The sequence below is a fragment of the Catellatospora bangladeshensis genome (assembly GCF_016862575.1).
Lineage (GTDB): Bacteria > Actinomycetota > Actinomycetes > Mycobacteriales > Micromonosporaceae > Catellatospora > Catellatospora bangladeshensis.
In genome coordinates this window covers 20,876-41,541 of sequence record NZ_BONF01000003.1, presented here as the reverse complement: position 1 = coordinate 41,541, position 20,666 = coordinate 20,876, and the positions used below count along the sequence as shown (strand labels likewise).

Below are 20,666 nucleotides of genomic sequence, written 5' to 3'. Positions count from 1 at the left end.
TGGTGCGGCAGTTTTCGCAGGCCCCGGCGGTGACGATCGATGACACGGCCCGCCTGACCGACCCCGTGTGGGACAACGCGGCACAGACGCCCCAGCTGGTGCAGTTCTCCCGCCGCACCTCGACCGGCTTCGATGACATCACCAGCGAGCAGTTCCACGCCGAGGTCGTCGCGCTGGCCCGCGGGCTGGTCGCGTCCGGCGTGCAGCCCGGCGACCGGGTCGGCCTGATGAGCAAGACCCGCTACGAGTGGACGCTCATCGACTACGCGATCTGGGCCTGCGGCGGGGTCACCGTGCCCATCTACGAGACCTCCAGCACCGAGCAGGTGCAGTGGATCCTCGCCGACTCGGGCGCGGTCGGCTGCTTCACCGAGACCCCCGAGCACTCGGCGACCGTGCGCGAGGCCGCGCCGGCCCTCGCCCGCCTATGGGAGATCGACGGCGGCGACCTGCCCACCCTGGTCACCCTCGGCGCGTCGGTGGACCCCGCCGAGATCGACGTGCGCCGCAAGTCCGGCAGCGCGGACGACCCGGCGACCATCGTCTACACCTCGGGCACCACCGGCCGCCCGAAGGGCTGCGTGCTGACGCACCGCAACATGCTCTCCGACATCGGCAACGCCATCCCGGCGCTGGACGTGCTGTTCCACGAGGGCGCCTCGACCGTGCTGTTCCTGCCGCTGGCGCACGCGTTCGCGCGCCTGCTCCAGTTGGGCGTGGTGCAGGGCCGGGTGAAGACCACGCACACCGCCGACGTCAAGAACCTGGTCGCCGACCTGACCGCGTTCCGGCCCACGTTCCTGCTGAGCGTGCCGCGGGTGTTCGAGAAGGTCTACAACAGCGCCCGGCAGAAGGCGCACAGCGGCGGCAAGGGCGCCATCTTCGACCGGGCCGAGGCCGTCGCGATCGCGTACAGCCGGGCCCTGCAGACCCCCGGCGGGCCGGGCCTGGGCCTGAAGCTGCGCCACACGGTCTTCGACAAGCTGGTGTACGGCAAGCTGCGGGCGGCCCTGGGCGGCCGGTGCCACAGCGCGATCTCCGGCGGCGCGCCGCTGGGCGACCGGCTGGGCCACTTCTTCCGCGGGGTGGGCCTGAACGTGCTGGAGGGCTACGGGCTGACCGAGACGTCGCCCGCGATCACCTTCAACCGGGCGAGCGCGCAGCGCATCGGCACGGTCGGCCAGCCGCTGCCCGGGGTGACCATCGCCATCGCCGACGACGGCGAGATCCTGGCCCGCGGCGAGGTCATCTTCCCCGGCTACTGGAACAACCCGGCCGCCACCGCCGAGGCGATCGACGCCGAGGGCTGGTTCCACACCGGTGACCTGGGCTCGCTGGACGCGGACGGCTTCCTGAGCATCACCGGCCGCAAGAAGGAGATCATCGTGACGGCCGGCGGCAAGAACGTCGCCCCGGCCGTGCTGGAGGACCGGGTCCGCGCCCACGCGCTGGTCAGCCAGTGCATGGTGGTGGGCGACCGGCAGCCGTTCATCGCGGCGCTGGTCACCATCGACCCGGAGGCGCTGCCCGCCTGGCTGGCCGAGCGCGGCCGTCCCGAGACGGCCGTCGCCGACCTGCGCGAGGACGCGGACCTGCGCGCCGAGATCGAAGCCGCGGTCGCGGAGGCCAACAAGGCCGTCTCGCAGGCCGAGGGCATCAAGGTTTTTCGCATCCTGCCGCGTGACTTCACCGAGGCGACCGGGGAGCTCACCCCGTCGCTCAAGGTCAAGCGCGCGGTCGTGATGAAGGAGTACGCGGAGGAGATCGATGCCATCTACCGCCGCTGAGCGCCCCCGGCGCCGGCCCCGCATCCCGGCCTCGCAGCTGATGGCGATCGCCGTGCGCGGCACCATGCTGCTGCTGGTCGGCGTGCTGATCTGGGTGGCCACCGGCGACCCCGCCGAGCTGCGCTGGGTCGCCCTGCTGGCGCTGGCCGCGCTGCCCGGGGTGCTCGCGCCCCGGCACCCGGTGGTCGCGCCGCTGGGCCGCTTCGCCGAGACCGTGCTGGTCGGCATGGGCGCGAGCGCCATCGCGGTCGCCGCGGACGCGGCCGGCACGGTGTCCGACGGCGTCGGCGCGTCCGCCGTGTTGCCGTACCTGGCCGTGCCGATCACCGCCGCGATGCTCAACAACCGCCCGCTGGAGTCGGCCGGGCTGCTCAGCGTCGCCGCGCTGACGCTGGCCGTGGCGGGCTGGCTGACCATGGCCCCCGAGGGGGTACGCCAGCTCAGCCAGTTCGGCTACCTGGCGGTGTGCGCGCAGTGGCTGATCCTGGCCGCGGTCGGCACCATCACCACCGGCGCCATGCAGCGGGCCGCCCTGATCCGCCGCACGCCGCAGCCCTACGCCGAGGCCACCCGCCTGCTCACCCAGCTGCGCCAGGTGGCCCGCCAGCTGCCCGGCGCCACCCTGGACCCGGGCAGCATCGCCGAGCACGTGATCGAGGAGATCCGCCCGATCGGCCGCCCGCAGCGGGCCGCGGTGCTCGCCGCGAGCGGCGCGGGCCGCCTGGTGGTGCTGGCGCAGTTCGGCGTGGAGGCCGACGACACGTCGACCCGGGCCGCCTGGGAGACCAGCCTGGACGCCGACTCGGCGATCGCCGACGCGTGGGCCAGCCAGCAGCCGCAGGTGTCCGGGCGCTCGCAGCTGCGCTCGTTCGAGCCGACGGGCCCGGTGTCGGCGCTGGTCGTGCCGCTGATCGCGGGCGTGCGCACGGTCGGCCTGGTGGCCCTGGAGCGGGACGGGACCAACCTCTACCCGCCCCAGCTGACCGGCCGCATCGTGGCCGCGGCCACCCCGGCGGCGCTGCGGCTGGAGGCCGCGCTGCTGTTCGAGGAGGTGCGCTCCATCGCGACCAACGAGGAGCGCCAGCGGCTGGCCCGCGAGATCCACGACGGCGTCGCCCAGGAACTCGTGATGATCGGGTACGGCGTCGACAACGCGCAGGCCACGCTGCCCGAGGGCGCCGAGGACACGGCCGAGGAGCTGCGCGTGCTCCGCTCCGAGATCACCCGGGTGATCACCGAGCTGCGGCTGAGCCTGTTCGAGCTGCGCAGCGAGGTGGACCGGCACGGCGGCCTGACCGCGGCGATCGCCGAGTTCGCGCGCATCTCGGGCAACCAGGCCGGGCTGAAGGTGAACCTGTCGCTGGACGAGGCCGGCCGCCTGCCCGCCTCGATCGAGTCGGAGCTGCTGCGCATCGCGCAGGAGGCGATCACCAACGCGCGCAAGCACGCCAACGCCGCCAACCTGTGGGTCACCTGCACCGTCGATCCCCCGTACGGCCTGATCGAGGTGTCCGACGATGGTCAAGGCATACCCGATGAGCGTACGGACGGACGCTACGGACTTGCGATCATGGCGGAGAGGGCGGAACGTATCCGTGGCCGACTAGAGATTCGGCCTCGGGACCCGGTAGGGACCACGGTTGCCGTGGTCGTGGGCGGTTCCCCTCGACAAGAGGGCAGGGCGACGCGATAACGTGTGTCACCCGCGGCCAGCGTGCGCGGGTGCCAGAAGGGGAGTAAGCGGGCATGTCCACCAGTACTGTGCCGACGGGGCGAACCAAGGTCCTTCTCGTCGACGACCACGACCTCATCCGCAAGGGGCTGCGCCACGCCTTCGAGCGGGATCGCCAGTTCGAGGTGGTCGGCGAGGCCAGCACCGCGGCCGAGGCGGTCCGCCAGGCCGGCGCCCTGCACCCCGACGTGGTCATCATGGACCTCCGCCTGCCCGACGGCAGCGGCCTGGAGGCCACCCGCACCCTGCGCAAGTCCAGCTCCACCATGGGCATCGTGGTGCTGACCATGTACGCGGGCGACGACCAGCTCTTCGGCGCCCTGGAGGCCGGTGCCAGCGCCTTCGTGCCGAAGACCGCCCCCGCGGACGAGGTCGTCGCCGCGGCCCGCCACGCCGCCTCCGCGCCCAGCGCGTTCACCGCGGCCGACCTGGCCGAGGCGATGAAGCGCCGGCTCACCCCGAGCGGCCCGCAGCTCAGCCCGCGCGAGGGCCAGGTGCTCAAGCTGCTCGCCGAGGGCATGAGCGTGTCCGGCATCGCCAAGCAGCTGTTCGTCAGCGAGTCGACGGCCAAGACCCACATCTCGAAGCTCTACGAGAAGCTGGGCGCCGCCAACCGGGCCCAGGCCCTGATGACCGCGCTGCGGCTCGGTCTGCTCCAGGCCCCCGACGCGCCGAACCTGTCCTGATGGGCAGGCACGCCCACGCCAACGGCGACGAGCTGCTCGTCGACTGGCGGACCGACCGGCTGGGCGCGGCCCGGCGCGGCGACAACCCCCTCGTCATGGCCAAGCTCAACAGCGGCTACGCCGTCTTCGGCGACACGCAGCACCTCCCTGGGTACTGCGTGCTGCTGTCCGACGTGGACGGCGCCGACCACCTCACCGACCTGACCCGCGCCCAGCGCGCGGACTTCCTGGCCGACATGGGCCTGCTCGGTGAGGCGGTCTTCGCCGCCTGCAACGGTTTCGACCCCGCGTTCCGCCGGCTCAACTACGAGATCCTCGGCAACTCGCTGCACCACCTGCACGCGCACATCCACCCGCGTTACTCGTGGGAGGCGCGCGAGTTCCGGGACGCGCCGGTCTGGCGCTACCCGAACGAGGTACGTTTCGCCGAGGAGCACGACACCCTCGTCTCCCCCAAGGCCGAGGAGTACGACCAGCTCCGCGAGGCGATCACCGCCGAGCTGACCCGGCTGGCCTGAACGCGCACGACCCGGCGAGGGGCGCCCGATCACGGATCGGGCGCCCCTCGCGCTTTCCCGGTCCGGCTGGCAGCCGCCCTGGATCTATGGGACATTAGCGGAGGATCCCGCTGAAGGGCGGTGAGCCTTCATGGGCGAGAAGGTGCAGCAGCACGTCTTCACCCGCGCGGACCGCGCGTCGTATCGGCAGAAGGTGCGCCGGTGCCTCGACGTGTTCGCGCTGATGCTGGGCGAATCCCAGTTCGAGTTCGAGCGCCCGCTCACGGGGCTGGAGATCGAGCTGAACCTCGTGGACGAGCAGGGCATGCCGTCCATGCGCAACGCCGACGTGCTGGCCGCCATCGCCGACCCGGCGTTCGTCACCGAACTCGGCCAGTTCAACATCGAGATCAACATCCCGCCGCGGGCGCTGGCCGGGGGCGGCCTCACCGCGTACGAGGAGCAGGTCCGGGCCAGCCTGAACGCCGCCGAGGGCAAGGCGCAGACGGTCGGCGCGCACACCGCGATGATCGGCATCCTGCCCACCCTGTACCAGGCGAACCTGACCGAGTCATCGCTGTCCGCCAACCCGCGGTACGCCCTGCTCAACGAGCAGGTGTTCGCCTCCCGGGGCGAGGACCTGAACATCCGCATCGACGGGCCCGACCCGCTCGACGTCACCGCCGACACCATCGCGCCCGAGGCGGCCTGCACCAGCGCCCAGCTGCACCTGCAGGTCAGCCCGGCCCAGTTCGGGGCGTACTGGAACGCCGCGCAGGCGATCGCGGGGGTGCAACTGGCGATCGCGGCGAACTCGCCGTTCCTGTTCGGCCACGAGCTGTGGCACGAGACCCGCATCCCGCTGTTCAAGCAGGCCACCGACACCCGCCCCGAGGAGATCAAGTCCCAGGGCGTGCGACCGCGCGTCTGGTTCGGCGAGCGCTGGATCACCTCGGTGTTCGACCTGTTCGAGGAGAACGTGCGCTACTTCCCGGCGCTGCTGCCGATCTGCACCGAGGACGACCCGGCCGACCAGCTCGCCGGTGGCGAGGTGCCCGAGCTGACCGAGCTGCGCCTGCACAACGGCACGATCTACCGCTGGAACCGGCCGGTGTACGACGTCGCCGACGGCATGCCGCACCTGCGGGTGGAGAACCGGGTGCTGCCCGCCGGGCCCACCGTCGTGGACATCATGGCCAACGCGGCGTTCTGGTTCGGCCTGGTGCGCACGCTGGCCGAGGGCGGCCTGCCGGTCTGGTCGCGGATGCCGTTCACCGCCGCCGACGAGAACTTCTACACCGGCGCGCGGCAGGGCATCCAGGCCCACCTGTTCTGGCCGGACCTGGGCTACCTCACCGCGTACGAGCTGGTGCTGCGCCGCCTGCTCCCGCTGGCCCACCAGGGGCTGGAGGCGTGGGGCGTGGACTCCCGCGAGCGCGACCGCCTGCTGGGCATCATCGAGCAGCGCTGCCTGCTCCGCCGCAACGGCGCGACCTGGCAGATCGACACCGTCCACCGCATGGAACGCCGCGGCCTGGAACGCCCCGAAGCCCTACGCGAGATGCTCCTCCGCTACATGACCCACATGCACGCCAACACCCCCGTCCACGAGTGGCCCCGCGAGGAGTGACCCCCGCCCCTGGCCGCGGCCCGGCCCGGGTCCGGCCGCAGTTTCGGGGAAAGTGCAGGTAAGACGCCGCTCATTCGTGCACTTTCCCCGAAACTGCGCGCACGTCGGGGACGGGCGGCGGGCCCGGGGGCCGGCGGGGTGGGCGGGGGTCAGCCGGTGAGGAGGGTGCGGAGGCGGGCGGCTTGGAGGTCCCAGCCCCACTCCTGTTCGACCCAGGCGCGGCCGGCGGCGCCCATCTTGAGCCGCAGCGGCTCGTCGGTGAGCAGCTCGACCAGGCGGGCGGCGAGGGCGGCGACGTCACGGCCGGGGACCACGTAGCCGGTCTCGCCCTCGCGGACGGCGTCGGGGGCGCCGCCGGAGTCGCCGGCGATCACCGGCAGGCCCACCGCGGACGCCTCCAGGTAGACGATGCCCAGGCCCTCCACGTCGAGGCCGCGGTTGCGGGTGCGGCACGGCATCGCGAACACGTCCCCGGCCGCGTAGTGCTTCGGCAGGTCCGCCCACGGCACCGAGCCGGTCAGCACCACGTGGTCGGCCACGTCCAGCTCGCGGGCCAGCCGCTGCACGGTCGGCCGGTGCGGGCCGCCGCCGACCAGCAGCAGCGCCGCTTCCGGCACCGCCTTGCGGACCAGGGGCAGCGCGCGTACCAGCGTGTCCTGGCCCTTGCGCGGGACCAGGCGGGACACGCAGACGATCACCGGGCGGTCGGTGAGCCCGTGCCGGGCGCGGACCTCCGCGCCGTCCACGTCGGGGTGGTACATGGCCGAGTCGACGCCCGGGGCCAGCCGCTGCAGTCGGGTCCGCTCCCCCAGCGCCTTCGCCAGGCGTACCCGCTGGTACTCGCCGAGGTAGGTGAGCACGTCGTTGCCGTCGGCGATGCGGCGCAGCGCGCTGCGGGCGCCGGGCAGCGCCGCCCAGCCGACCTCGTGCCCGTGCGTGATGCCCACGGCGCGCTCGACCCCGGCGCGTCTGCGCAGGCCCTGGGCCAGCAGGCCGAGCGGCGCGGCGGCGCCGAACCAGACCCGGTCGCAGCCCTCGGCGCGGGCCAGCTCGGCCACCCGCCGGGCCACCCGCGGCGTGGGCAGCAGCACCCCCGTGCGGTCGCGCACCACCGGGTAGGGCTGTTCGGCGTCGAAGGGCTTCGGGTCGCGCCAGGTGGACGCGTAGACGACCAGCTCGCCGTCGGGCTGGCGGATGGCGAGGTTGTGCAGGAACTGCTGGATGCCCCCCGGGCGGGGCGGGAAGTCGTTGGTCACCAGCAGCGTCCGCATCCGCGCAGCCTACCGGCCCTATCAGCGCGGCCACGTCGCGCTGAGATCACGGTAACGTAGCGCGCCGCGCGGTTCCGCGGTCTCGCGGCGCGGCGGCCATGATCGCGAGGCCGCAGGTCAGCCGTGGGTACGGGCGTAAGCCCGCGCGGCGGCCATCCGCTCGACCGTGGTCGGGTGGCTGCCGAACAGCGACTGCTCCCAGGCGGGCGGGTCCGGGTCGGACAGGTTCACCAGCGACAGCCGCTGCTGCATGTCCTCGAACCCGGCCGCGTCCCCGGTCAGCTCCAGCGCGTGCTGATCCGCCCGCGCCTCGATCAGCCGGGACACGAACGCCTGAGCGGGCCCTGCGAGCAGCCCCGCCACGGTGGCCACGGCCAGCAGCAGCCCGATCGCCTTCGGCTCGGCGATCGAGTCCACCCCGGCCCGGCGCAGCAGCCACCCCCAGCCGCCGAGCAGATACAGCCCCACCACCAGCGCGGCCGCGCCCAGCGCGCCGATCACGGTGCCGATCACCACGTCGCCGCGCTTGGCGTGGCCCAGCTCGTGCGCCACCACGCCGACCGTCTCGGCCGGTGCGGCCTCGCGCAGCAGCGTGTCGTACACGACGATGCGCCGGGTCGGGCCGATGCCGCTGACATACGCGTTGAGCGCGGTGGTGCGCCGCGACGCGTCGGCGACCAGCACGTCGCGCACCGGCACCCCGTCCCGCGCGGCCAGCTCCATCAGCTCGGTGCGCAGCGGCCCGTCTGCCATCGGCGTGAACTTGTTGAACACCGGCTCGACCAGCACCGGGAACACGAAGCTGAGCAGCACCACCAGCACCGCTGCCCCGGCCGCGCCCACCGCCCACCACCAGTTCGGCAGCAGCCTGGTCAGCCCGAAGAAGCCCAGCAGGGCGATCGCGGCGAGCACCGCGCCCACGGCGTACCCCTTGAGCAGGTCCACCGCCCACCCGCCCCAGCCCTGCGTGGACAGGCCGTAACGGACCAGCACGGTGTGCCGCCACGCCGCGAACGGCAGCGTGACCAGGTCCGCGACCGCCAGCACCAACAGCCCGCCGCCGAGCACCTTGGCGATCCACGGCCCCGGCACCAGCCCCACCAGCCACGCCCCCAGCGGCGTCAGCCCCAGCAGCAGCGCGACCCCGAGCCCGACCAGCATCGCCGGATACCGGATCCAGCGCAGCTCACCCCGCAGCTCCCGCGCCTTGGCCACCCGCTCCCCCGGCAGCTCCGCCAGCGCGGCCAGCTGATCGGCCCGCGGCGCCGGCGGCCGCTGCCACGGGATCAGCACCGCCACCACCACCGCCAACGCGGCACAAAGGACGACCAGCACCACCCAAGCCCAGCCCCGCACCGTCACCGCCCGATCGTAGAACCCCCGCCGCACCTGATCCCACGCCCGGCCGTGCCGTCGTGGTCTGACTGCGCCAACCCTCGCCGACCCGCGCAGCCCTCGCGGCCGACACCCCGCGCGCCGTCGATCTTGCACGAACTGTTGCCCTTTTGCCCGGATAGTGCGTGTCGCACCCACAGTCCACGCAAGATCGCCGCGGGAGAGGGGGCGCGGGCGGGGGCGCGTGCGCGGGGTGGGTCAGGTGCGGGTTAGGCGGCGGACGAGGGATTCGGAGTTCATGGGGTAGGCGCCGTGGCGGCGGACGCCGTCGGCGACCTCGCGGTCGGAGGAGACGACGACGATGGGGCGGCCGGGCGGTTCGGCGCGGACGAGGCGGCGGATGACCTCGTCGGCGGTCTCGCCTTTGCGGGAGAAGAGGACGCGGACGCCGCGGGGTGGGGCGGGGAGGCCGTGGACGCGTTCGGCGCCGTCGAAGACGACCGTGACCTCGGCGCCGGTCTGGGCGGCGACGCCGCCGAGGCCGGTGACCAGGCGGTTGCGCTGGTGTTCGAGGGACATCTCGGCGAAGCCGCGTTTGGTGACGTTGTAGCCGTCGACTACGAGGTGGGCCTTGGGCAGCGCGAGGAGCTGGGCTAGGCGGGCGGGGTCGTCGGCGTTCTGGGCGCGGTTGGCGGCGGTGGGGGCACCGGGGGTGTCGGCGTAGGCGGCGGCGACGGTGTCGGCGGGGAGCACGGTGGCGGGGTCGAGGGCGAGTTCGCGGCGCAGGCCGACGGCGGCCTGGCCGATGGTCTCCAGCAGCAGCCACAGCCGCGCCTCGTCGACGGCGCGGGTGTCGCGGGCGGCCTGGCGGGCGTCCCCGGCGACCGCCTCGGCGTCGGCGAGCTTCGCGCGCAGGCGGCGCAGCTCGGCCTCGTGGTCGCCGTGGCCCTTGGCGGCCCGGCCCTTCTCGATGGCGAGCAGCTCGTTGGCCCGCTTGAGCTGGGCCTGCGTCTCGCGCAGCGCCTTGCCGGTGGAGCGGGCCTCCTCGCGCAACTGGTTCAGCTCGTCACGGACCCGGGCCAGCTCGTCGCGCAGCTTGTCGGCCTCCACCCGGGCCACGGCCCGGTCGTGCTCGGCACGGGCGGCGCGTGACTCGGCGTCGCGGATGTGCTCGGCCACGGCGGAGCTCTCGGCCTCGGCCGCGACGGCCTGACCGGCGGCGTCGAGCAGGTCGCGCCAGCCCGCGGGGCGGGCCAGGTAGGCCAGCGCGGCGACCTCGATCGGGTCGGCGGCGGCCGGGGCCAGCCCGCTCTGCACCGCCGTGCCCAGCTCGCCCGCTTCGGGCAGCACCTTGGCGCCGATCCGCTGGCGGAACACCGGGTCGGCGGTGAGCTGCGCGGCGATGGCCGCCCCGCCCAGCCGGGCCCGGCGGTTCGGCGCGAACTTGGCGACCTTGCGCAGCGCGACGGGGATCTCGTCGTTGGGCAGTGCGGTGAGCACCCCCGCGGCGAGGGAGACGACACGCTGCCGGATCGGCTCGGACAGGATGGGCTCGGGCACGAAGTCAGCCGCCTCCGCCGGATCCCCGGCCGAGGCGTCGAACGAAAGTTCAGCGGCTGACATGGTCCTAGTGTTCCACCGTCCCGCCGATCTTGTCGCTAGGGTTCGCGGCTCACTTAACGCACCGACCGCCCGAGGGAACGTGCCACGTCACGGGTGTTCGCCGCCCGTGTCGCCGATCGACCGGCGGCGTTACGTCGTACGGTAGGTCTACCGTCCGGTCTGTGCCGTCCCCGAACCACGTGCCGCGACCCGGCCCCGCCGCGTCGCGTGACCGTTTCGAGCAGCCCACCCTCGACGGCATGCTGGCCGACCCGCTGCAGCTGGACCTGCGGCACACCACCTTCGTGGTGCTGGACCTGGAGACCACCGGCGGCGCCCCGGACGGCGCGGGCATCACCGAGATCGGGGCGGTCAAGGTGCGCGGCGGCGAGGAGCTGGGCTCGTTCGGCACGCTGATCAATCCCGGGGTGCCCATTCCGCCGTTCATCACCGTGCTGACCGGCATCACCACCACGATGACCATGGAGGCCCCGCCGATCGAAGCGGTGCTGCCGTCACTGCTGGAGTTCCTGTCCGGCGCCGTGCTGGTGGCGCACAACGCGCCGTACGACACGGGTTTCCTGAAGGCGGCCTGCGCCGCGCACGGCTACCGCTGGCCCAACCCGCGCATCGTGGACACGGTGCAGCTCGCCCGGCGGGTGCTGCTGCGCGACGAGGTGCCCAACAACAAGCTCGGCACGCTGGCGGCGTACTTCCGCGTCGCCGACCAGCCCTCGCACCGGGCCATGGCCGACGCCCGCGCCACCGTCGGGGTGCTGCACGCGCTGATCGCCCGGCTGGGCGGGCACCGGGTACACACCCTCGGCGACACCATCGAGTTCGTCAAGGCCGTCGCGCCGGTGCAGCGGGCCAAGAAGCACCTGGCCGAGGGCCTGCCGCACGCTCCTGGGGTCTACCTGTTCCGGGCCGCCGACGGCCGCCCGCTCTACGTCGGCACCTCCACCGACATCGCCACCCGGGTGCGCAGCTACTTCACCGCCGCCGAGCGCCGGGCCCGGATCAAGGAGATGCTGGGCGCCGCCGTGCGGGTGGACGCGGTCGAGTGCGCCCACGGCCTGGAGGCGCAGGTACGCGAGCTGCGGCTGATCGCGGCGCACGCGCCGCCGTACAACCGGCGCTCCAAGCATCCGGAGCGGGTGCAGTGGCTGAAGCTGACCGCCGAGCCCTACCCCCGGCTGTCCGTGGTGCGGCAGCTGGCCGCCGACGGCGGCGCCTATCTCGGGCCGTTCGCCGGGCGGTCGGCCGCGCAGGCGGCGGTGGACGCGATCCACGAGGCGCTGCCGCTGCGGCAGTGCACGCCCCGGCTGTCCGCGCGCAAGGCCACGGCCGCCTGCGCGCTGGCCGAGCTGGGCAAGTGCCCGGCGCCCTGCACGCTGGCGATCAGCACGGAGGACTACGACGAGCGCGCCGCGGCGCCGCTGCGGGCCGCGTTCGGCGGCGACCCGGACGCGGTGGTGGACCCGCTGCTGGCCCGGATCCACCGGCTGTCGGACGCCCAGCGCTACGAGGACGCGGCGGCGGTGCGCGACCGGCTGACCGCGTTCCTGCGGGCGGCGATCCGCATGCAGCGGCTGGCCTCGCTGACCTCGATCGAGGAGCTGATCGCGGCCCGGCGCACCGAGCAGAACGCGTGGGAGATCGCCATCGTCCGGCACGGCCGGCTCGCCGCCGCCGCGACCGCCGCGCCCGGCGTCCATCCGCGACGGACGCTGGAGCTGATCCGGCCGACCGCGGAGACGGTGCTGGCCGCGCCCGGCCCGACGCCGTGCGCCACCCCGGAGGAGACCGAGCGCATCCTCGACTGGCTGGAGCGACCGGAGACGCGCCTGGTGGAGGCCACCTCGGGCTGGGCCTCCCCGGCCCGCGGCCCGGCCCGGTGGCGTCGCCTGCTGGGGACGCCCCAGCAGCGGCAGCCCGGCTGACTCCCGGTCACCTCCCGTGAACCGTTCGGCCATTACTTGACCGAATGCATGAAAGGTCTTGACCGAACGGCTGCCACGTTCGTTACTAGGCTATGGAGCGATATCCAGAGATCTCTCGGAAGTGGGCGGTCATGGCACGCCGGGACCGCGGACGTGCTGGTCGACGCTCCACCTCCGGGCGGTGAGGGGGGTGTCCTCAGTGGACGCGGATGCCGCTGCGGTGGCGACGGGGATTCCGGCAACCACGGGCCGGGCGGGCGAGAGCCTGCTCAGCACCCGGATCCGGGCGATGCTCAGCTGGCCGGCCGAGCGGGCACAGGCGCCCGCCGACCCGGTGGCGGCTCTGATCAAGGCGCACCGCACCGTGCACTCCGGCTCGGACGTGGCGCTGCTGCGCCGGGCGTACGTGGTCGCCGAGCGCATGCACCGCGGCCAGATGCGCAAGAGCGGTGATCCGTACATCACCCATCCGCTCGCCGTCGCGGAGATCCTCGCCCACCTGGGCATGGACGGCACCACGCTGGTCGCCGCGCTGCTGCACGACACCGTCGAGGACACCAGCTACACCCTGGCCCAGCTACGCGCGGACTTCGGCCCGGACGTCGCCCTGCTGGTCGACGGGGTGACCAAGTTCGACAAGGCCCACTTCGGCGCCCGTGCCGAGGCGGAGACCATCCGCAAGATGATCGTCGCCGCCGGGCAGGACATCCGGGTGCTGGTCATCAAGCTGGCCGACCGGCTGCACAACATGCAGACCCTGGACGCCCGCTCAGCCGCCTCCCGCGCCCGCATCGCCGGGGCGACCCGCGAGGTGCTGGTGCCGCTCTGCGACCGGCTCGGCATCCAGGCGCTCAAGCGCGAGCTGGAAGACAAGGTGCTGCTGTTCCTCGACCCGGACGAGTACGGGCGCATCGACTCCATGGTGTCCAACCGCCCCGACTGGAACGACTACGTGCAGAACCTGGTCACCATCGGGTCGGCCGCGCTGCGGCGGGAGCGGCTGGACGGCCGCGTCGAGCCGCGCCCCCGGCACTACTACTCGATCTGGAAGGACACCCGGCAGGCGGGCAGCCCGGTGCCGATGGACCTGCCCCGCATCGTGGTGGTGATGGACGGCGACGAGGCGGACTGCTACGGCGCGCTGTGCGCGGTGCACCAGCAGTGGAAGCCGATCCCGGGCCGGTTCAAGGACTTCATCGCGGCGCCCAAGAACAATCTCTACCGCTCGCTGCACACCACCGTGCTGGGCCCCGACGACCAGATGGTCGAGGTGCTGATCCGCACCGAGCAGATGCACCGCGCGGTCGAGTACGGCGTCGTCGCGCCGTACCGCTACCCGGCCCGGCCGGCGCGGCGGTCCGGGCTCGGCCTGTTCGGCCAGACGCGCACCGAACGGCGCGAGGCGCCGCCGCCGCAGCGCCAGCCCGGCGAGCACGCCTGGCTGCGCCGCGCGCTGGACCTGGAGCAGGCCGCTCCCGACGCGGTGCAGTTCGTCGAGACACTGCGCTGTGACCTGGCCGAGCAGCAGATCCAGGTCTTCGCCTGGGGACGCCAGCTGCTGCTGCCCGCCGGGGCGAGCCCGGTGGACGTGGCGTACGAGCTGGGCACCCGCACCGGCGACCGGTGCGTCGCGGCGACCGTGAACGGGGTGCTCACCCCGCTCAACGCCGCGCTGACCGACGGCGACGTGGTCGACATCCTGGTCAGCCGGGCGCGCAACCACCCCGGCCCGCGCCGGGAGTGGCTGGAGTTCGTGAAGTCGCCCAACGCTCGGCTGCGGCTGAGCCGCCGGTTCACCGAGCCGGAGGTCGCCGCGGGCACGGTCAGCGACCGGCTGCAGCTGGGGCGGGCCGCGATCGGCCTGGCGCTGCGCCGCCGCGACCGGGCCCTGGCCGACGAGCAGCGGCTGGCCAGCCTCGCCGTGGCGCTGGAGTATCCGGATCTCGACACGCTGCTGATGGCGGTCGCCGAACACCGGGTATCCGCCGACACCATCGTCGACCAGCTCATCGCGAGCGTCGACAACCAGGGCGAGGCGGCCCGGTCGACGCCCGTGAGCGTGGTCGCCCCGCGGCGCGACGCCGCTGACGCTCCGGCGAGGCGCTCGTCGACTAGCCTGGCACGGTGAACCGACGCTCACCGCTGCGCAGGAAGCTCGTCTCCTTCGGCTACGGCGTCTTCTACCGGATCCCGCCACGCTGGCGGCACCGGCTGGTCAAGACCGTGACCGCGCGGTATTCGGTGGGCTCGGTCGTGCTGATCTTCGACAGCGAGGCGACCGGCCCCGAGCGCATCCTGCTGCTGCGCCAGCCGCCCGGCCGGGGCTGGACGCTGCCCGCCGGGCTGCTGGAGCGGCGTGAGGCCCCGATCGACGCGGCGTGCCGCGAGGCGGCCGAGGAGACCGGCATCCAGCTGACCCCCGACCAGGTCAGTCCCGCCGTGCCGAACGCGATGGTGCACCACACGGGCCACTGGGTCGACATGGTCTTCACCGCCCGGGTGCCCGCCTCGACGACGCAGACCAGCGTCGACGGCGCCGAGGTGTGGGAGGCCCGCTGGCACGCGGTGGACGACCTGCCCGTGCTGACCCCGGCCACCGCACGGCTGCTCGGCCACTACGGCATCGGCCCGGAGGCATACCGCGACCAGACCGGCGCCACCCGCTGAAGGCGGCGGGGCCGCCCGCTTGGATGATGTCTGGAGCGCCGGTGACCGTTCGGGCCACCGGCCGGCGATGGCCACCCGACGAGCACCAGGACGGTCCGATGAGCACGTTCGGCCAGGAACAGGACGGTCCGGTGACCGCCCCCGCCGATCTCTGCGCGGTGGTGCTGGCCGCCGGGCTCGGCACGCGGCTGCGGCCGCTGACCATGCTGCGGCCCAAGGCGCTGGTGCCGATCGGCAACGTGCCGCTGCTGGACAGGGCCCTGGCGCGGCTGGCCGAGGTCGGGCTGACCGGGCCGGACCGGGTCGCGGTCAACGCGCACTGGCTGGCCGGGCAGGTCGCCGAGCACGTCGGGGACCGGGCGCACCTGTCGGTCGAGGAGGAGCCGCTGGGCACCGCGGGCGCGCTGGGCAACCTGCGGGACTGGATCGCCGGGCGCGGCGTGCTGGTGCTCAACGCCGACGCGTACGTCGGCGTGACCGGCCCCGCCGACCTCGGCGCGCTGCTGGCGGGGTGGGACGGTGACCGGGTGCGGATGCACGGCGTCAAGGCCGGCAAGCCCGACCCGTTCCACGGCTACAACTTCGCCGGGGCCTCGCTGCTGCCCGCCGCCGACGTGGCCGTCCTGCCGGACAAGCCGCGCGAGCTGGCCCGCACCACCTGGCGCCCGGCGGAGCAGTCCGGCCGCCTCGACGTGATCCCGCTGGCCGGCCTCTACCTCGACTGCGGCACCCCCGCCGACTACCTCGCGGCCAACCTGCACGCCGCCCGCGGCGAGAACCTGTTCGGCGCGGGTGTCGTGCTCACCGGCCAGGCCGCCGGCAGCGTGCTCGGCGACGGCGCGCGCGTCGACGGCACGGTCCAGGACTGCGTGCTCTGGCCCGACGCGCACGTCGCCCGTGACGAGCATCTGCACCGCATGATCAGGGTCGGCCGGGACCTCACCGTCCCCGCCGCCTAGCATGGCGGTAGGGCCCGGCGCCCCACCCGACCGTCGATCATGAACTTATGGCACGGCTGGGCGGCGTGCCGCCGGCACAGCTTCCTGATCGACCCGCACGACGCGAGGAGTCCCGGTGATCACAGCGATCGTTCTCATCGACTGCGCGACCGACGCGATCCCGGAGGTCGCCGAGGAACTGGCCAACCTGGAGGGCGTCAGCGAGGTGTACTCCGTCGCGGGCGGCGTCGACCTTATCGCCATCGTCCGGGTGCGCGAGTTCGACCACATCGCCGAGGTCATCGCGGGCGGCATCTCCAAGGTGCCGGGCGTGCTCGGCACGGACACCCACATCGCGTTCCGCTCGTACTCGCGCCACGACCTGGAGCAGGCGTTCGCCATCGGCTTCTGAGCCCGCGCGCAGCGGCCCGCGTCACACTCCGAGGTTCTTACTTGTGAGTAACCTCGCGGTCTAGGCTGCTGCCATGCAGCTCACCGTGGACCGCGGCAGCGACCGGCTCGCCATCCTGCTCCACCCCGCGCAGGCACCCGACGCCCCGCTGGCCGTCGTCTTCCCGGCGATGGGCGTGCCCGCCGGCTACTACACCCGCTTCGCGCACAGCCTCAACGAGGCGGGCATCGGCGTCGCCGTGGCCGACCTGCGCGGCACCGGGGCCAGCGCACCCCGGCCCAGCCGGGACAGCCGGTACGGCTACCCCGAGCTGGCCGACGACGTCGACGCGGTGCTGGACGCGCTCGCCGAGCAGCGCGCCGGGCGGCGTACCGTCCTGCTCGGACACTCCCTCGGCGGCCAGACCGCGGTGCTGCACCTGGCCCGCGAGGCCGCCCGCGGCCGGGGTCATCGGGCCGACGGGATCATCCTGATCGCGGTGGGCCTGCCCTACTGGCGCACCTACCCGCGCCTGCAGCGGCTGGCCGTGCTCGGCATGACCCAGGTCGTCAACGGGGTGTCCGCCGCGCTGCGGGTCTGGCCCGGCTGGGGCTTCGGCGGGCGGCAGGCCCGCGGCGTCATCCGCGACTGGGCGTACACCGCGCGCCACGGCCGCTTCCCCGCGCACCTGGCCGCAGAGGACGGGCTGGCGGCGATCGACCTGCCGGTGCTCGCGATCAGCGTCGACGACGACCAGTACACGCCGCCGCAGACCACCGACCACCTGGTCGCGGCCCTCCCCACGGCCACGGTGACCCGCGACCACCTCACCACCGCCGAGGCCGGCGTCCCCCTCGACCACTTCAAGTGGGTCAAGGCGGGCTCGACCCTGGCCCCCCGCATCTCCCACTGGCTCACGCGACTGGGGCATGATCGCTAGTTCGTGTCGAAAGGTGGAGCGTGGCCACAGGTTTCGACACGAAGCCGCGATCATGGCACGGCGGCAGCGCGGAGTAGCCGGTCAGCGGGGCATCAGCGACATCGGGCGGCAGCATGCGCCCTGGTGCTGCGGGCGAGCCGAGCCGCAGCTGCTGAGCCAGCCGAGGTTGAGCACGGAATGACGGGCCACGCCGTGCCCGACGGCGGAGCGACGGGGCTGACGCGGCCGGTTCTCACGGGTCAGAGCTGCGGGAATCATGGGGGCTGCCTCTCACTGCCTGGGGTGTGGCGCCACTGTGCCATGCCCACCCCGCGCCCACCACGCGAAAGTGGCCACCACGACACCACCCGGCCGACCGCGAGGGGTCAGGGGGTGATGGGCAGGCGGGTGTAGCCGCGGAAGCCGAGGCGGTCGCGGCGGGTGGCGGGCCCTGCCGCGCGCAGGCCGGGCAGCCGCTCCAGCAGCAGCGGGAACGCGAGCTGCGCCTCCAGCCGCGCCAGCGGCGCGCCCAGGCAGTAGTGCGGCCCCGCGCCGAACGACAGCGACGGCGCGCCCTCCCGATCCGGCAGGAAGCGGTGCGGTTCGGCGAACCGGCGCGGGTCGCGCGCCGCCGCCGCGAGCACGAGCAGCAGTTCGGTGCCGGCCGGCACGGCGACCCCGGCGAGTTCCGCGTCCTGCGCGGCGTACCGCGAGGTCACCTGCACGGGCGGGTCGTAGCGCAGCATCTCCTCGACGTACGCGTCCACCAGCTCCGGCCGGTCGCGCAGCCGCGCGGCGTGCTCGGGCTGGTCGAGCAGCACGGCCAGGCCGTTGCCGAGCAGGTTGGTGGTGGTCTCGAAGCCCGCGATGAGCAGCAGCACCAGGTGCGCGACCAGCTCGGCGCCACCGGCCTCTCCCGCCGCCCCAGCCGCCAGCAGGTCGCTGATCATGTCGTCGCCCGGCTCGCGCTGCCGCCGCGCCAGCAGCTCGACGAAGTACTCCCCCAGCTCGTCGCTGGCGGCGTCGGCGCGGGCCAGCTCGTCCGGGTCGCCCGCGAACACCTCCAGCGCCAGGGTCAGGTCGTGGGCGCGGGGCCGGAACCAGTCCCGGTCGGTGTCGGGCACCCCGAGCAGCGCGCAGATCACCGAGACGGGCAGCGGGTACGCCACCGTGTCCATGAAGTCGGCCGGCTCCCCCGCGGCGGCCAGCGGCGCGATGAGGCCCTCGGCGAGCGCCGCCACGTCGGCGCGCAGCGCGGCCACCCGGCGCGGGGTGAACGCGGACCCGGCCAGGCGGCGCAGCCGGGTGTGGTCGGGCGCGTTGCGCCACAGCATGGTGCGGCTGAGCCAGCGCCAGGAGGCGACCGAGCGCCAGCCGGGCAGGGAGCCGTCGAGCGCGGCCTCGTCGGTGACCCGGAACCCGGTGCCGCGCAGCACCTGGTCGGCCTCGGCGTACCCGGTGACCACGGCGAAGCCCTCGCCGAGCGGGAGCACCGGGCCGGCGGCCCGCAGCCGCTCGTACAGCGGATAGGGGTCGGCCCGGCCCTCGGCCGTGGCCAGCATCTGCATCGCCGCCAGCGCGTCCTGCACGGTCACACCCCCGTCCGTCCTATCGCGAAGCGTACGACGGAGGGGCACCCGCCATGTGGCGGGTGCCCCTCCGTCGGTGACTGGCGCGCAGGTCAGTGCGGGCCGGTGGTGATCTCCTCGCGCTTCTCGGGCTGCTGCGCCGGGGGCGCGGGCTGCTCGATGGGGCGGAAGAAACCGCGTACGGCCGGGCCGAGCGCGCCGAGCCGGTTCATCTTCTTCGGCACCGTCCAGCCGACGTACGGCAGGTCGGTGTGGCCGTGCGCGTCCGGCTCGACGAGGGGCTGGTGCACCTCGACGAAGCGGCCGTCGGGCAGGCGCTTGATGATGCCGGTCTCGACGCCGTGCGCGAGCACCTCGCGGTCGTGCTGCTGGAGGCCCAGCATCAGGCGGCGCGCGAAGTAGTACGCCAGCGGCGGCAGCACCAGCAGGCCGACGCGGCCCGCCCAGGTCATCGCGTTCAGGCTGATGTGGAACTTGTCGGCGACGATGTCGTTGCCGCCGGAGATCGTCAGCACCATGTAGAACGCGAAGGCCATGGCCGCCAGACCGGTGCGGTCCGGCACGTCACGCGGGCGCTGCAGCAGGTTGTGCGAGGCGTAGTCCTTCTTCCAGCGCCGCTCGATCCACGGGTACGCCATGGGCAGGATCGTCAGGATGCCGGGCAGCACCACCGTCGGCCAGAACAGCGGCGGGATGTTGTACCCGAACACCCGGATGTCCCAGGCGGGCATGAGGCGGGTCGAGCCGTCGAGGAACATGACGTACCAGTCGGGCTGGCTGCCCGCCGAGACGACGGCGGCCTCATACGGGCCGAACAGCCAGATCGGGTTGATCTGGAAGAGGCCGCCCATCAGCGCGATCACCGCGAAGACGAGCATGAAGAACCCGGCCTGCTTGATGGTGTAGCGGGGCACGAAGCGCTCGCCGACCACGTTCTTCTCGGTCCGGCCCGGGCCCGGCCACTGGGTGTGCTTCTGGATGAAGACCAGCGCCAGGTGCACGGTGACCAGGCCGAGCAGGATCAGCGGCAGCAGGAACACGTGCAGGATGTACAGGCGGGACAGGATGATCTCGCCGGGGAACTCGCCGCCGAACAGCGACGTGGTCACCCAGGAGCCGATCACCGGGATGGACAGCATGATCGCCGAGGCGATGCGCAGGCCGGTGCCGGACAGCGCGTCGTCGGGCAGCGAGTAGCCGGCGAAGCCCTCGGTGAAGCCCAGCCAGAACATGCTCAGGCCGATGATCCAGTTGAGCTCGCGCGGCTTGCGGAACGCGCCGGTCATGAAGATCCGGAACATGTGCACCACGATCGCGGCCATGAACAGCAGCGCCGACCAGTGGTGCATCTGCCGCATGATCAGGCCGCCGCGCACGTCGAACGACAGGTCCAGCGCGGTCTCGTACGCCCGGGACATCTGCACGCCCTGCAGCGGCAGGTACGACCCGTTGTAGTGCACCTCCTGCATGGAGGGCTCGAAGAACAGCGCGAGGAAGGTGCCCGTGAGCAGCAGGATGATGAACGAGAACAGCGCGATCTCGCCCAGCAGGAACGACCAGTGGTCGGGGAACACCTTGTTCAGCATCGAGCGCAACGGGGTCGCGACCGGCAGGCGGGTGTCCACCTCCTGCGCGGCCTTGCCCGGGAGCGCCTTGAAATCAAGCTTGCGACGCTTCAT

16 protein-coding genes are annotated in these 20,666 nt (G+C 73.3%); 11 read left to right on the top strand and 5 right to left on the bottom strand.

All coding sequences use genetic code 11. From position 1 onward, the window contains the following. The first annotated feature begins 2 nt into the window (after nt 1-2). The 5 genes from Cba03nite_RS01580 (at nt 3) to Cba03nite_RS01560 (ending at nt 6,332) form a co-directional block, all read left to right on the top strand. Nucleotides 3-1,787 (top strand): AMP-dependent synthetase/ligase, encoded by a 1,785-nt coding sequence (locus Cba03nite_RS01580; RefSeq protein ID WP_203740946.1) that lies wholly within the window; start codon nt 3-5, stop codon nt 1,785-1,787. Continuing rightward, complete coding sequence (locus Cba03nite_RS01575; RefSeq protein WP_203740839.1) at nt 1,768-3,480, top strand: sensor histidine kinase; 1,713 nt, start codon at nt 1,768-1,770, stop codon at nt 3,478-3,480. Before Cba03nite_RS01580 ends, Cba03nite_RS01575 begins: the two co-directional genes overlap by 20 nt. A 53-nt stretch (nt 3,481-3,533) precedes the next feature. After that, the gene (locus Cba03nite_RS01570; RefSeq protein ID WP_120316171.1) at nt 3,534-4,205 is read left to right on the top strand and encodes a response regulator transcription factor; all 672 of its coding nucleotides are present in this window, start codon (nt 3,534-3,536) and stop codon (nt 4,203-4,205) included. Beyond that, complete coding sequence (locus tag Cba03nite_RS01565; protein WP_203740837.1) at nt 4,205-4,723, top strand: HIT family protein; 519 nt, start codon at nt 4,205-4,207, stop codon at nt 4,721-4,723. Before Cba03nite_RS01570 ends, Cba03nite_RS01565 begins: the two co-directional genes overlap by 1 nt. A 130-nt stretch (nt 4,724-4,853) precedes the next feature. After that, nucleotides 4,854-6,332 (top strand): glutamate-cysteine ligase family protein, encoded by a 1,479-nt coding sequence (locus Cba03nite_RS01560; RefSeq protein WP_203740835.1) that lies wholly within the window; start codon nt 4,854-4,856, stop codon nt 6,330-6,332. A gap of 149 nt (nt 6,333-6,481) precedes the next feature. Here Cba03nite_RS01560 and Cba03nite_RS01555 read toward each other — a convergent pair whose 3' ends face one another. From Cba03nite_RS01555 to Cba03nite_RS01545, 3 genes are all read right to left on the bottom strand, one after another. Further along, nucleotides 6,482-7,603, bottom strand: a complete 1,122-nt coding sequence (locus Cba03nite_RS01555) for a glycosyltransferase family 4 protein (RefSeq protein WP_203740833.1) — start codon at nt 7,601-7,603, stop codon at nt 6,482-6,484. A 117-nt stretch (nt 7,604-7,720) separates the two neighbouring features. Beyond that, nucleotides 7,721-8,965 (bottom strand): M48 family metallopeptidase, encoded by a 1,245-nt coding sequence (locus Cba03nite_RS01550; protein WP_203740831.1) that lies wholly within the window; start codon nt 8,963-8,965, stop codon nt 7,721-7,723. 231 nt (nt 8,966-9,196) lie between these two features. Next, nucleotides 9,197-10,561: an NYN domain-containing protein gene (locus Cba03nite_RS01545; RefSeq protein WP_203740829.1), complete on the bottom strand. Its 1,365-nt coding sequence runs from the start codon at nt 10,559-10,561 to the stop codon at nt 9,197-9,199. Between the two features lie 239 nt (nt 10,562-10,800). On the opposite strand from Cba03nite_RS01545, the gene Cba03nite_RS01540 reads away from it, so the two are divergent. The 6 genes from Cba03nite_RS01540 to Cba03nite_RS01515 all read left to right on the top strand — a co-directional run bounded on the left by Cba03nite_RS01540 (nt 10,801) and on the right by Cba03nite_RS01515 (nt 17,419). Next, nucleotides 10,801-12,483: a DEDD exonuclease domain-containing protein gene (locus Cba03nite_RS01540; protein ID WP_203740944.1), complete on the top strand. Its 1,683-nt coding sequence runs from the start codon at nt 10,801-10,803 to the stop codon at nt 12,481-12,483. 199 nt (nt 12,484-12,682) lie between these two features. Then, nucleotides 12,683-14,611: a RelA/SpoT family protein gene (locus Cba03nite_RS01535; protein WP_239125384.1), complete on the top strand. Its 1,929-nt coding sequence runs from the start codon at nt 12,683-12,685 to the stop codon at nt 14,609-14,611. Next, the gene (locus Cba03nite_RS01530; RefSeq protein ID WP_203740825.1) at nt 14,608-15,150 is read left to right on the top strand and encodes an NUDIX hydrolase; all 543 of its coding nucleotides are present in this window, start codon (nt 14,608-14,610) and stop codon (nt 15,148-15,150) included. The genes Cba03nite_RS01535 and Cba03nite_RS01530 overlap by 4 nt, the downstream gene beginning before the upstream one ends. Nucleotides 15,151-15,248: 98 nt before the next feature. Further along, nucleotides 15,249-16,109: a nucleotidyltransferase family protein gene (locus tag Cba03nite_RS01525; RefSeq protein WP_203740823.1), complete on the top strand. Its 861-nt coding sequence runs from the start codon at nt 15,249-15,251 to the stop codon at nt 16,107-16,109. A gap of 115 nt (nt 16,110-16,224) precedes the next feature. Continuing rightward, a complete protein-coding gene (locus Cba03nite_RS01520; RefSeq protein ID WP_203740821.1) occupies nt 16,225-16,500 on the top strand; it encodes an Lrp/AsnC family transcriptional regulator in 276 nt (91 codons plus the stop codon). Nucleotides 16,501-16,573: 73 nt separating this feature from the next. Then, nucleotides 16,574-17,419 carry an alpha/beta hydrolase family protein gene (locus Cba03nite_RS01515; RefSeq protein ID WP_203740819.1) on the top strand — a complete coding sequence of 282 codons (846 nt, stop codon included), beginning with the start codon at nt 16,574-16,576 and terminating at the stop codon, nt 17,417-17,419. Nucleotides 17,420-17,784: 365 nt separating this feature from the next. Here the strand turns inward: Cba03nite_RS01515 and Cba03nite_RS01510 are convergent, their stop codons facing one another. Next, nucleotides 17,785-18,966 (bottom strand): cytochrome P450, encoded by a 1,182-nt coding sequence (locus Cba03nite_RS01510; protein WP_203740942.1) that lies wholly within the window; start codon nt 18,964-18,966, stop codon nt 17,785-17,787. Nucleotides 18,967-19,079: 113 nt separating this feature from the next. Further along, nucleotides 19,080-20,666 carry a cytochrome bc1 complex cytochrome b subunit gene (gene qcrB, locus Cba03nite_RS01505; RefSeq protein ID WP_203740817.1) on the bottom strand — a complete coding sequence of 529 codons (1,587 nt, stop codon included), beginning with the start codon at nt 20,664-20,666 and terminating at the stop codon, nt 19,080-19,082.